The sequence below is a fragment of the Corallococcus sp. CA053C genome (genome assembly GCF_003611675.1).
In the GTDB taxonomy this organism is placed as follows: Bacteria; Myxococcota; Myxococcia; order Myxococcales; family Myxococcaceae; genus Corallococcus.
The window spans coordinates 1-13,244 of the sequence record NZ_RAWA01000274.1 but is presented as its reverse complement, the minus strand read 5'-3'; the positions used below and the strand labels follow the sequence as shown (position 1 = coordinate 13,244).

Genomic DNA, 13,244 nt, shown 5'->3' with positions numbered 1-13,244 from the left:
GTGCCGGTGCACGCCCCCGGCCAGTCGGGTGAACAGGGAAGGCCTGGCGCCCACCGGGCCGCTCATGGCGAGGGCCCTTCCTGGAAGGACGCGAGCAGCTCCCGCGCGGTCTCCACCTTGACGCTGCCGCGCTCCACGAGCAGCTGCGCCACCCGCTCCACGTCCAGCCCGCGCGCGCCGGCCGTCACCGCGACACACCGCGCGTGCAGCGCCATGTGTCCCTTCTGGATGCCCACCGACCCCAGCGCGCGCACCGCCGCGAAGTTCTGCGCGAGCCCCACCGACGCGAACACCTGGGCCAGCTCGCGCACGTCGCTGACGCGCAGGAGCTTGAGCCCCAGCCGAGCACCGGGATGGACCTGGGTGGCCCCGCCCACCATGCCCAGCGCCAATGGCAGCTCGATGCGCCCCACCAGGTGCCCCTGCTCCAGCGTCCAGCGGGACAACGGACCGTAGCGGCCCAGACGGCACGCATACGCATGCGCGCCCGCCTCGATGGCCCGCCAGTCCTGGCCCGTGGCGATGGCCACCGCGTCAATCCCATTCATCACGCCCTTGTTGTGCGTGGCGGCGCGGTAGGGGTCGGCTTCCGCGAAGCGGCTGGCCTGGAGGATGCCTTCGGCGATGGCCTCGCCCGGCAGATCGAAGTCCGCCAGCGCGTCCACGGGGATGCGGCACGACGCGCGCGCCAGCCGCTGGTCGGCGAGGTTGGACAGGATGCGCACGAAGACGCGGCCCCCGGTGAGCTGTTCGATGAGCGGCGCCACCCCTTCCGCCATGGTGTTGATGAGGTTGGCGCCCATGGCCTCCTGCGTGTCCACCAGCAGGTGCACGATGAAGAGCGGTTCGCCCTGCGGCCCCTCCGGCGCGGGCAGGATGCGCACCTGCACGTCCCGCGCGCCGCCCCCGCGTCGCAGGAGCGACGGGTGGAAGCTGTTCGCCAGGGCCAGGAGCTGTTCCCTTCCCGCCAGCACGCGCTCCCGGGCGACCTCCGGCGCGCCGTAGCGGGTGAGCTGCACCTGGCCAATCATCATCGACGGGTCCGCGTCCGCGGTGAACCCGCCCGCCTCGCGCACCACCTTCGCCGCGAACGACACCGCGGCCACCACCGACGGCTCCTCCACCGCCATGGGCACCAGGTGGTCGCGCCCGTTGACGGTGAGGTTCAACCCCAGCCCCAGCGGCAGGGCGAACACGCCCACCGCGTTCTCGATCATCTGGTTCACGACGTCGAAGGACGGCGCGCCCAGCGCCCGCAGCACGCGCAGCTCCTCCGGTGACACATCCCCTCGCTGCGCCAGCTCCCGCCACCGCGCGTCCACGCTGCGGCGGTGGAACCCCGGCAGGCGAGAGGACGGCATGTCCAGCGCGACCGCCGACACTCCATCGTCCACCACTCCCGACATACTTCCCCCCATCGCTCGACCCGTGACGAACCAGGGAACTGGTGACGGCCGGAGGCGTTGCACAGGGGGCAGCGGGGATTTCATCCCTGGGGGCGATGCAGGACCGGACGGCGCGGCCTTCTTCCTGTGCAGCGTCACGCCTTTGACTGGCAAGCCAAGGCCCCCGGCATGTCAGACAGGAGGAGTATTGTTTTCAATTCCTGACGGCCTGCATGACTGGAGAACACACGCGAATGCGAACTGCATGGTTGTTCCTGATGACGACCCTCATCGGGGCCGGAATCGTCGGATGTGGAGCTGAGCCGTCCTCCGCCGTCACCTCCCAGAAGCAAGCAATCGCAGCCCCCTCGGGTGTCACCGCGGTCGCGGGCATCCGGTCCATGACCGTCTCCTGGAACTACACGCCGGACACCACGGGCAGCGCGCTTGCCTCCTTTGAAGTCGTGGCCACGCCCGGAAGCGCCACGGTCGTCACGGGCCCCACGGCCCGGAGCGCCCTGGTGACGGGGCTCGCGAACGGGACGAACTACAAGTTCACCGTCACCCCCATCCTCGCCGATGGCACCCGCCAGACTTCGAGCGCCTCCGCCTACGTGCGCACCTTCAGTGTCCCCTCCAGTCCCAGCTGGGGCCCGATGAAGTCGGGCGACCAGCAGGTGGAGTTGAGCTGGTACGCCCCGCCGAATGGAGGACAGCCCATCCTGGGCTACACCGTCACCGCCTCCCCTGGAGGGCAGACGTATGTCACCACCGGGACGTCCCTCGTCGTCACCGGGCTCACCAATGGCCAGACGTACAGCTTCACGGTGCTGGCCACCAACGCGGTGGGCAATTCGCTGCCTTCAGGTTCGAGCGGCACCCTGAAGCCCGCGGCGCTGCCGAGCGCGCCCCAGAACGTGACGGCGACGGCGGGCGTCCGTTACGCGACGGTGCAGTGGACGGCCCCCGCCAGCAACGGAGGCGGAACGATCAGCGGGTATGTCATCACCACGCAGCCGGACGGCCGCACCCAGTACGCCGGTTCCACCGCGACCTACGCGACGGTCGCGAGCCTTGCCAATGGGGGCACGTATACCTTCAGCGTGGCCGCGCAGAACGCGACGGGCACGGGGACCGCGGCAACGTCCAGCGCCGTCACGATGCCCTCCCTCCCCTCCGCGCCCCTCCAGCTCACGGGCGTCTTCCACCAGGGAAGCATGGAGCTGGATTGGCGTCCGCCCGCCTCTGACGGAGGCAGCCCCGTCACCTACTACAAGCTCACATCCACGCCCCCGGGCGCGGAACGCACGATCCCCGCGAACCTCCTGGTCGCTTCCATTTCAGGACTCGCGCTGGAGACGCCGTATACCTTCACCGTGAGCGCGCTGAGCGCGGTGGGAGAAGGCCCGTCGGTTTCAACGGGTCCCATCCTCACGCGCCCGCAGCCCCGGGCGCCCACCGACGTCCGCGTCACCTCCACCGTCCAGGGGGCCGTCGTGCGCTGGAACCCGGCGAGCGCTCCCGCGGGAGACCCCGTCACGGAGTACCAGGTGACGGCTTCGCCCGGAGGCGGCTCCGTCAGCGTCGCGGCGGACACGCTCGTCGCGACCGTGCCGGGACTCGTGTCTGGCAACACCTATCGCTTCCAGGTGAAGGCGCTCAATTCGGCGGGAGCCGGTCGCGCGTCCGCGCCCGCCCATCAGCGCCACGTCGCCCCGCTGGCCTGCGAGGCGCCCTCCTTCGCGCCAGCCTCCGGGTACTTCTTCAACGACGCGCGCAGCTTCGTCGGGGCCGGTGACTTCACGGGGGATGGGCGCTCGGACGTGGTCGTGGGCAACGGCTACCGCCTCGCCGTGCTCGCCAGTGGGCCCCGCCGTTCCCTGACCCGGCTTGCGCCCTCCGTCTCCGCGGGCGCGTCGTTCAGCGACCTGGCTCCCGCCGTGGCGGACTTCAACGGGGATGGGAAGCTGGACGTCGCCGCCATCCTGAAAGAGGGCAGCACGACGGCGGGAGGCTTCGTCGTCTTCCCGGGCAATGGCGCGGGGGCCTTCCAGGCACCCCTCCCCACGATGCTGGCCGTGAATGTCGGTCTCAACTGCCTCCGGACCGGAGACTTCACCTCCGACGGGACACTGGATGTCCTCGTGCACACCACGGAGAAGAAGGTCCTCCTCTACCGTGGCGTGGGCAATGGGAGCTTCTCCCTGCCCACGACCGTCGTCTCCTCCTCGGACAACTGCCCGGCCGTCGCGGACTTCAACGGCGACGGGTTCCTGGACTACGCCCGGATCGACAACGTCAACAACCGGGTCGTGCAGGCCAACGGCACCGGGACCGGCTCCTTCAAGCTCCCCCTGTATACGCCCTGCCCCTCCTGCTTCGGGGACATGGTGGCCGGGGACTTCGACCACGATGGCGCGCTGGATGACCTGGTCATCGTGGCGCCGGACAAGGTGCGCGTCTACAGCTCCCCCGCGGGCACGCTGGGCCTGCTGATCCAGTACGCGCTCCCCGCGCCCTCGGGCGCCCTGTATTCCCATCCTGTCGTCGCGGACCTGGATGCGGACGGCCTGAGCGACCTCTTCTGGACGAACGGTTCGGGTGGAAGGCTGAACCTGATGCGAGGCAGCACGTCCACCCCGCCCTTCGCGCCCCTCTCCACCTATGGCTTCAGTGGCCAGAGCGATGCTCCCGCCGTGGGCGACTTCGATGGGGATGGCCAGCCGGATGTCGCCCTCACGGGAAGCTCCCTGGACGTCACCCTCTTCTGGGGAGGCACCCTGACGCCGGAGAGCCTGCGGCTGGAAGGCAAGCCGGCGGGGCTGGCCAGCGCGGACTTCAACCAGGACGGGGCCGCGGATCTGGCGGCGGGCATCCATGAGAAGAATGCCATTGCCCTGTCGTTGTCTGGCAATGGGGCTCGTGGCACCGCGCTGCTGGCGCCGGTCTTCGTGCCGCCCACGGGGAGCACGCTCGTCGGTGGCGTGCAGGACATCGTCGCGGGGGACCTGGATGAGGATGGCCAGGAGGACCTGGCGGCCATCACCACGGTGCCGAACGCGACGGCGGACACCCAGACCCAGCTGGTCGTCTTCAAGCGTTCGGCGAACGGAGCCTTCAGTCCGGCCGAGCGCTACAGCGAGGCCCCCAGCCCGGGGGAGCTGATCAAGGTGGACCTCAACGAGGACGGCCGGTTCGATCTCGTGACGCTGCGCCCGCTCATCTACAACCAGATCCAACTGAGCCTGTGGCTCAACGTGGGCGGCGGGCGGTTCGCGCCCCGGGTGGACTACAAGGTCACCGCCGCGAGCCCGTCCTCGGAGCTCCTCGCCGCGGACCTGGACCGGGACGGACACATGGACCTGGCGGTGCTTCGCCGGGGAACGCCCAGCATCACGGCGGGCCTGGTCCACGTGCTCTGGGGCAGGGGCGACGGCACGCTCACCGGCGTGACGACGTTCACCGGCGACGTGAACCTCTGGGCCATGGGCCGCGCGGACCTGGACGGACAGGGGCTCGTCGGACTGGTGCTCAAGACCCGCGACCTGGGGTTGCTCACCTTCGATGCCACCCGCCAGCCCGTCCTGACGCCGCGAGCCTCCGTGGGGACCAACGGAGGCATCCGCGTCCTCACCGACGACTTCAACAGCGACGGCCGGGTGGACCTCTTCTCCTTCACCCCCTTCGAGGCCACGGTCGTGCTCCAGCAGGCCGCCGGGGCCTACGCCCCCGGGCCCAGGACGGCGTGGGGAACGACCGTCCAGGACGCGTTGATGGCCGACTGGAACGGGGACGGGCTTCCGGACCTGGCGCTCGCGGATGACAACGCCCAGAGCGCCACCCTCGTGATGAACGTCTGCCTGCCCTGACAGGGGCCGCGGCCGTGGCCCGGTTCCGGCTCACCCCGGGACCGGGCCTCGCGGCGGGGCGTCCGCATCGCGGCGCAGCACGAAGAAGTACGGCGCCGGCATCCCTCGCGCGTCCATCACCCCGAGCACCGTGTCCGCGTCCACCTGCCGGAACACGTCGTTCGTGGGCCAGTCGTCGTAGATCATCGTCGCGCTGAGCTGCCCCCGGTACTCCGTCATCCGCAGCCGCGCCTTGAACTTCGCGGTCTCCACGTCCGCCCGGTGCGGGCCCACGGGACCGCGAAGCGTTGGCGACGGCCACTTGCGCGGATCCACCGGGAACACCGCCGCGCGGTCCTCGGTGAAGAACAGCAGCGGGTGCACGCTCTCCGCGTCGATGAACTGCTTGCCGTACCAGCCCGTCGCCCCCAGCATCCCGTCCATCGGGTGTCCCGTCTGGAGCTCGCTGCCCTTCCACGTGCCGCGCATGAACGCGAGGTCCACCGTGGGCAGGCTGTCGAACAGCGCGAGCGCCTCTTCGGCGCGGATGCGCCCCGCCTTCACCGCTTCATCCAGCGTCATGACGTCCCTCCTCCGTGCATGCGCAGCACCGGCTTGATGGCCGTGCGCGTCTCCATGTCGTGCACCGCGTCGTTGATGGCCTCGAAGGCATGGACGCGGATCAGCTTCTCCAGCGGGAAGCGCCCTTCCGCGTGCAGCGCGACCAGCTTCGGGATGAACGTCTTCGGGTCGGCGTCTCCTTCGAGGATGCCCACCAGCCGCTTCCCGGAGAGGAGCGCGGTCATCGGGAGCGTGACCTCCGCCCCGGCGCGGTCCGGCAGGCCGAGCAACCCGCACGTGCCCAGGGGTCGCGTCACGTCGAACGCCTGACGCAACACCTGGGGCGAGCCGACGCACTCCAGCGCGAAGTCCACCCCGCCCCGGGTGCGCTTGCGGATCACCTTCGTGAGCTCCGGCTCACCGGCGAGGAAGGTGTCGGTGGCGCCCAGTTCGCGCGCGAGTTCGAGCCGCTCCGCGCTGAGGTCCACCGCGAGGATGCGCGCCGCGCCCGCGACCCGCGCCGCCATGATGGCCGCGAGCCCGACGGAGCCCGCTCCGAAGACGGCGAGCTGCTGTCCCGCCTGGAGCCGGAACGCCTCCAGCACCGCGCCCGCCCCGGTACGTGAGGTCGGTGTGGCAGATGCCGCTCGCGGTCACCCGCACCCGCAGCTCGCCCTCACGCGGCGACTCAAGCTCGACCTCGTCGATGACGAAGGGACCCATCACCGCCTGCAGCAGCGCGGCACGCACCGGAAGTCTCATGCGGCCATCTTATTGGCAAGACGCCAACAATGTCTCCCCGAGGAGGTTCCACGCGGCGACTTCGGGCGGATGGCCTGCCTGCCTTGACAGTGAGCGTGCAGCCGGGCTCACCCGGACCGGGGTTCCAGAAATTTCAGCGAGGCGACGGGCATTCGTCGCTGCGAAGCCTTCCGGAATCCGCGTTGAGGTCTCAACCTTCAGCTTGCGCGCGCCGCCCGACGCACGGGACCGCGTGGTAGCGAACGTCTTCGATGAGCACCTCGACCCGCACGAGCGCGACGGCGCCCAGCGCCCCTGAGACGTCGGACCCGCTCCACCGCGACGCCACCGCGGTGCTCGCGGGCGGAGGCGAGATGGGCGCGCTGATGCGCTCCATCGACTGGACCCGGACTCCGGTGGGGGCGCCGGAGACGTGGCCCCAGTCGCTGCGCACGGCGGTGAGCATCCTGCTCGAATCGCGCTTCCCCATGTACATCGCGTGGGGGCCGCAGCTGGTCCAGTTCTACAACGACGGGTACCGGCCGGTGCTGGGCGCGACGAAGCACCCCGCCGCGATGGGCCACAGCGCGCAGAGCACGTTCGCGGAGAGCTGGCACATCATCGGCCCGATGTTCGAGGGCGTGCGGCAGGGCACGGCGGTTGGCTCCGAGGACTGGATGCTGCCGCTGGACCGCAACGGCTACCTGGAGGAGTGCTACTTCACCTATTCGTACAGCCCCATCCGCGACGAGAGCGGCGGCGTCGGGGGCGTGCTGGTCACCCTCACGGAGACCACCGGCCGGGTGATGGGCGAGCGGCGGCTGCGGACGCTGCGGGACCTGGCGTCCCGGGTGGGGGCGGCCAAGCGGGAGCAGGACGCGTGGCGCGAAGCGGCGCTCGCGCTGGAGACCAACGACTTCGACGTCCCCTTCGCCCTGCTGTACCGCGGCGGGGACGCGGACGAGGGCCCGGAGCTGGTGGCGACCGCGGGCTGGGGGCTGGACGCCGCCGCCCCCGCCGCGCTCTTCAACATGGACACCGCGTCCCCCGTCTGGCCCTTCGCGGAGGCGACCGCCGCTGACGGGCCGTGCTTCGTCCCGGAGGTGCGCGCGCGCTTCGGGGACCTGCCCGGCGGAAGGTGGCCCGAGCCTCCCCGCGCGGCGTGGGTCTTCCCCATCACCCGGGCCGGCGCCGAGCACCCCTATGGCTTCCTCGTCGCGGGCCTGAGCGCGAGGCGCGCCCCGGACGACGACTACCGCGGGTTCCTGGGGCTGGTGGCGGACCACATCGCGACGGCGCTCGGCAACGCCCGCGCGTACGAAGAGGAGAAGCAGCGCGCGGAGGCCCTGGCGGAGATCGACCGCGCGAAGACGGCCTTCTTCAGCAACGTGAGCCACGAGTTCCGCACGCCGCTGACCCTGATGCTGGGCCCCATCGAGGACGGCCTCGCGGATGCACAGGCGCCGCTCCCCCCCGCGCAGCGCGAGCGGCAGGAGGTGGTGCGCCGCAACGGCCTGCGCCTGCAGAAGCTGGTCAACACGCTGCTCGACTTCGCCCGCCTGGAGGCCGGGCGCGCCCAGGTGTCCTACGTCCCCACGGACCTCGCCGCGCTCACCGTGGAGCTCGCGAGCAACTTCGACTCCGCGGTGGCGGCCGCCGGGCTCAAGCTGTGCGTGGACTGCCCGGTGCTTCCCGAGCCCGTCTACGTGGATCCGTCGATGTGGGAGAAGGTTGTCCTGAACCTCCTCTCCAACGCCTTCAAGTTCACCTTCGAGGGCGAGGTCCGGCTCGCGCTGAAGTGGCTGGGCGAGCACGTGGAGTTCACCGTCGAGGACACGGGCACCGGCATCCCGGAGGCGGAGCTGCCGCGCATCTTCGAGCGCTTCCACCGCGTGGAGGGCGCCCGGGGGCGCAGCCACGAGGGCACCGGCATCGGGCTCGCGCTGGTGCAGGAGCTGGTGGGCCTGCACGGGGGACGGGTGACGGTGACCAGCGTGCTTGGAAAGGGGAGCACCTTCCGCATCCTCCTGCCCACCGGCTCCGCGCACCTGCCCCAGAAGCCGGACGCACCGGTGCGGACGCTCGCGCCCAACGGCATCGGCCCCGGCGCGTTCCTCGCGGAGCTCTCCCAGTGGAGTCAGGCCGAGCCGGCCCCCGTCGCGGAGGCGTCCACCGCCCGCTCCGGCGTCCGCATCCTGGTGGCGGACGACAACGCCGACATGCGCGCCTACCTCTCCCGGCTCCTGGCGCCGCACTGGAGCGTGGAGCTGGTGAGCGAGGGCGGACAGGCGCTCGCCGCCGCGCGGGCCCGCCCGCCGGACCTCATCCTCTCCGACGTGATGATGCCGGGGGTGAACGGCCTGGAGCTGGTCCAGGCCCTGCGCGCGGACGAGCGCACGCGCGCCATCCCCATCATCCTGCTGTCCGCGCGCGCGGGTGAGGAGGCCACCATCGAGGGGCTCAACAGCGGCGCGGAGGACTACCTCGTCAAGCCGTTCTCCGCGAACGAGCTCATCGCCCGCGTCAACGCCCAGCTCACCGTCGCGCGGCTCCGGCAGGAGGCGCTCCTCGCCGAGCGCGCGCACGTGGCGGAGGCCGAGCGGCTGCTGGAGGAGTCCCGCCGCGCCACCCGCCTGCGCGAGGAGACGCTCGCCGTCGTCAGCCACGACCTGCGCTCGCCGCTGAGCGCCATCCGCTCCGCCACCGACCTGCTCCGGCGACTCCCCGCCGAGGCCGAAGCCATCGCCCGCGCGCGCAAGCAGGCCGAAGCCATCCGGCGCTCCGCGGACCGGATGAACCGGCTCATCGAGGACCTGCTCGACCTGGCGAGCATCGACGCCGGAACGCTCGCCATCGAGGCCCGGCCGCAGCCCGTGGAGGAGCTGCTGCGCGATGCGCGGGAGATCTTCGAGCCCCTGGCGGAGGAGAAGGGCCTGCGGTTCATCGTGGAGCAGGAGCAGGAGCAGGAGCAGGAGCAGGAGCAGGAGCAGGAGCAGCAGCCCGGGCTCCTCCTGTGGTGCGACAAGGAGCGCCTCCTCCAGGCGCTCGGCAATCTCCTGTCCAACGCCCTGAAGTTCACCCCTGCCGGTGGCAGCCTCCACCTGCGGGTGGGGACCGGGCCGGAGACGGGCGACCTGCGCTTCAGCGTGACGGACACCGGGCCGGGGATCCCCGCCAGCGTGCAGCCGCACCTCTTCGACCGCTACTGGCACGCGGCGCAGAAGAAGCGCGAGGGCCATGGGCTGGGCCTCTCCATCGCGAAGGGCATCGTGGAGGGCCACGGCGGCCGCATCTGGGTGGAGAGCGTGCACGGCGAGGGCAGCACCTTCAGCTTCGCCCTTCCGCGCGAGCCGAGGACCGGCGCCGTCCCCGCGGCGGCCCCGCGCGGCCCCACCCCAGCGCCCGCGCCGAAGCCAGCGCCCATGCCCACGCGACCGGGCACGGAGGAGCCCTTCATCCAGCACGGCGGCGACATGGGCGCCCTGCTGCGTGCCCATGACTGGTCCGGCAACTCGCTGGGCCCGCTCGAGCACTGGCCCCAATCCCTGCGAACATCGGTCAGCACGATGCTGCGCTCGCCCTACCCCATCATCCTGTTCTGGGGTCCCGAGCTGCGCATGCTCTACAACGACCCGTTCCGGCCCATCCTGGGGGCGAAGCATCCCCAGACCGTGGGCGCGCGCGGCAGCGAGGCGCTCGTCGAGGAGTGGGCCCAGCTGGGCCCGTTGATGCAGCGCGCCCAGGACACGGGCGAGCCCATCTACATCGAGGACGGGAACGTCAACTTCGCGCGCCGCCCCGGCGGCCTCCGGGAGGAGTCCTACTTCACCTGGTCCTACAACCCGACCATCGGCGAGTCGGGGGAGATCGCCGGGCTCTTCGCCATCGCGAGCGAGACGACGCGGCAGGTGGTGGGAGACCGCCGGCTGGGAATCCTCCGGGAGCTGTCCATCCGGATGGCGCTGGACAAGACGGTCGAGGGCATCTTCCGCTCGCTGGACGAGGTCCTCGCACAGGCGGGACACGACCTCCCCTTCGCGCTGCTCTACCTCGTCAAACCGGAGGGGACCCACCTGGTGAGCTGCGCGGGCCTGGAGCGCGGGGGGCCCGCGGCGCCCGTGACGCTGGCGCCGGACAACACGGCCTCCTGGCCGCTCGCGAGCGTCGCCGGGGAGCGGCAGGAGGCGCTGGTCGAGGACCTGGCGCAGCGCTTCGGCCCCCTCCCCGGCGGCCCCTGGCCCGAGCCCACGACGCGCGCCCTCGTCCTGCCGGTGCCCATGGGCGCGGAGACCGACACCACGGCGGTGCTCGTGGCGGGGCTGAGCCCCCTGCGCGTGCTGGACGACGAGTACCGCGGCTTCCTGCAACTGCTGGCGCGGCAGCTGTCCGCCAGCATCTCCAGCGCCCGCGCCTATGAGCAGGAGAAGCAGCGGGCGGAGGAGCTGGCCCGGCTGGACGCGGCGAAGACAGCGTTCTTCAGCAATGTCAGCCACGAGTTCCGCACGCCGCTCACGCTCATCCTCGGCCCCGTCGAGGACGCGCTCGCGAGGACGCCGAAGTCGCTGGACGGAGAGCCGCTGGACCTCGTGCGCCGCAATGCCTTGCGGCTGTACAAGATGGTCAACACGCTGCTCGACTTCTCCCGGATGGAGGCGGGACGTGCCCAGGCCCGCTACGTGCCGGTGGACCTGTCTGCCTTCACCACCAGCCTCGCGAGCGCCTTCCAATCCGCGGTGGAGAGCGCGGGCCTGCGGCTGGAGGTGGACTGCCCTCCCCTGCCCGAGCCCGTCTACGTGGACCCGGAGATGTGGGAGAAGGTTGTCCTCAACCTGCTCTCCAACGCGGTGAAGTACACCTACCACGGGGAGATCCGCGTGAGCCTGCGGTGGGAGGACGCGCAGGCCGTCCTTCGCGTCCAGGACACCGGCGTGGGCATCCCCGAGGAGGAGCTCTCGCGCGTCTTCGAGCGCTTCTACCGCGTCCGCGTCACCCAGGGCCGGAGCCACGAGGGGACGGGCATCGGCCTCGCGCTGGTGCAGGAGCTGGTGAAGCTGCACGGAGGCAGCGTCGCGGTGGCGAGCACGCTGGGCCAGGGCACCACCTTCACCCTGCGGCTGCCACGCGGGACGGCCCACCTGCCCCCAGAGCGCATCGAGCGCAGGTCCCCGGCGCACCTGGCCCCCGCGGGCGCCGCGCCCTTCGTCGAGGAGGCGCGCCGCTGGTCCACGGAAGTCATCACCCCGGACGTCATCGCCCCGGACAGCGCGGGCACGGCGACCGAGGCCCCGGCGCTGGAGGTCTCCGCGGTGCTGGCGCGGTCCCGCATCCTCCTCGTCGACGACAACGCCGACCTGCGCACCTACGTCGCGGGGTTGCTCAAGCGCGGCTTCCCCCACGTGGAGACCGCCACCAACGGGCAGCAGGCCCTGGAACAGGCGCGCATGAGGCCGCCGGACCTCATCCTCTCCGACGTGATGATGCCGGTGCTGGATGGCTTTGGCCTGGTGCGCGCGCTGCGCGCGGACGAGCGCACGCGCGCCATCCCCATCATCCTGCTGTCCGCGCGCGCGGGCGACGAGGCCACGGTGGAGGGCCTGCAGAGCGGCGCGGATGACTACCTGGTGAAGCCCTTCTCCGCGCGCGAGCTCCTGGTCCGCGTGCGCACCCAACTGGACATGGCCCGCGTGCGCCGGGAGGTGGTCCGCGACGCGGTGGAGAAGGATTCACTGCGCGAGTCCGTGCGGACGCGCGACGAGTTCCTCCGGCTCGTCAGCCACGAGCTGCGCACGCCCGTGAGCGCCCTGTCGCTCAACGTCCAGTCCCTGGTGCGGAGCCTGGACGTCGCGACCCCTGCCACGGAGGCGGCGCGGGGAAAGGCGCGGACGACGGAGAAGCACCTCCAGCGCCTGACGCGCCTGGTGGAGCAGCTGCTCGACGTGTCGGAGCTCGTCACCGGGCCGCTGGACCTCTCACGGGAGGAGGTGGACCTGGCGGAGCTCGCGGCCACCGTCGTGTCGCAGTCGCGGGAGAAGGCCCTCCGCGCGGACTGCGTCCTCACCCTGGAGGCGCCCCTGCCGGTGGCGGGGCGCTACGACCGGGCGAGGCTGCACCAGCTGCTCGACAGCCTGCTCGACAACGCCCTCAAGTTCGGGGCGGGCAGGCCCGTGGAGGTGGCCGTGGCGCGCGAGGCGGGCCGCGTCACCCTCACGGTCCGGGACCACGGCGACGGCATCGGGATGGAGGACCAGGAGCGCGTCTTCGGGCGCTTCGAGCGCGCCGTCCCCGCGAAGCACCACGGCGGCTTCGGGCTGGGCCTGTGGATCGCCCGCCACATCGCGGAGGCCCACGGCGGAAGCATCCACCTGGAGCCCACCGGGGGCGGAGGCGCCACCTTCACCGCGGTGCTGCCGCTGGATGTGCCCCCGGCAGGGTGACCTTGCCCGCGCGGGGGATGAGGTGGGCCCGGTCGATGGAGCACAGCCCCAGCCGCTCCAGCGTGAGGCACGCCCAGTAGCCCAGGTCCACCTCGTGCGCGCGGTGGGAGAAGGACGCGGAGCCCGGGTACGCGTGGTGGTTGTTCTGGAAGCCCTCGCCCAGGATGAGCCACGCCGCGAAGTGGTTGTTGCGCGAGTTGTCGCGCGTGTCGAAGTTGCGCCCGCCCATCGCGTGGCCCAGCGAGTTCACCACCCCGCCCTGGATGGGGTGGCTC

Annotated in this window: 5 protein-coding genes and 1 pseudogene; 2 read left to right on the top strand and 4 right to left on the bottom strand. The window is 71.5% G+C overall.

Annotation, left to right across the window (positions count from 1 at the left end):
- Positions 1-62: 62 nt before the first annotated feature.
- Positions 63-1,406, bottom strand: a complete 1,344-nt coding sequence (locus tag D7V97_RS29110) for a hydroxymethylglutaryl-CoA reductase, degradative (protein ID WP_233583292.1) — start codon at positions 1,404-1,406, stop codon at positions 63-65.
- Positions 1,407-1,786: 380 nt separating this feature from the next.
- Here D7V97_RS29110 and D7V97_RS29105 point away from each other — a divergent pair, with 380 nt between their 5' ends.
- The gene (locus D7V97_RS29105) at positions 1,787-5,254 is read left to right on the top strand and encodes an FG-GAP-like repeat-containing protein (protein ID WP_158623479.1); all 3,468 of its coding nucleotides are present in this window, start codon (positions 1,787-1,789) and stop codon (positions 5,252-5,254) included.
- Positions 5,255-5,284: 30 nt separating this feature from the next.
- Here the strand turns inward: D7V97_RS29105 and D7V97_RS29100 are convergent, their stop codons facing one another.
- Positions 5,285-5,815: a DUF4334 domain-containing protein gene (locus D7V97_RS29100; RefSeq protein ID WP_120613895.1), complete on the bottom strand. Its 531-nt coding sequence runs from the start codon at positions 5,813-5,815 to the stop codon at positions 5,285-5,287.
- The gene (locus D7V97_RS29095; RefSeq protein ID WP_233583291.1) at positions 5,812-6,399 is read right to left on the bottom strand and encodes a zinc-binding dehydrogenase; all 588 of its coding nucleotides are present in this window, start codon (positions 6,397-6,399) and stop codon (positions 5,812-5,814) included. The genes D7V97_RS29100 and D7V97_RS29095 overlap by 4 nt, the downstream gene beginning before the upstream one ends.
- A 408-nt stretch (positions 6,400-6,807) precedes the next feature.
- On the opposite strand from D7V97_RS29095, the gene D7V97_RS29090 reads away from it, so the two are divergent.
- Positions 6,808-12,969 (top strand): ATP-binding protein, encoded by a 6,162-nt coding sequence (locus D7V97_RS29090; protein ID WP_120613894.1) that lies wholly within the window; start codon positions 6,808-6,810, stop codon positions 12,967-12,969.
- Here the strand turns inward: D7V97_RS29090 and D7V97_RS29085 are convergent.
- Positions 12,929-13,244: pseudogene (locus D7V97_RS29085) on the bottom strand (fatty acid desaturase); the annotation flags it as partial. The gene D7V97_RS29090 and the pseudogene D7V97_RS29085 overlap by 41 nt on opposite strands.

Coding starts and splice junctions, on each gene's coding strand:
- D7V97_RS29110 (WP_233583292.1), bottom strand. CDS start 1,406: ATGTCGGGAGTGGTGGACGATGGAGTGTCGGCGGTCGCGCTGGACATG.
- D7V97_RS29105 (WP_158623479.1), top strand. CDS start 1,787: ATGACCGTCTCCTGGAACTACACGCCGGACACCACGGGCAGCGCGCTT.
- D7V97_RS29100 (WP_120613895.1), bottom strand. CDS start 5,815: ATGACGCTGGATGAAGCGGTGAAGGCGGGGCGCATCCGCGCCGAAGAG.
- D7V97_RS29090 (WP_120613894.1), top strand. CDS start 6,808: ATGAGCACCTCGACCCGCACGAGCGCGACGGCGCCCAGCGCCCCTGAG.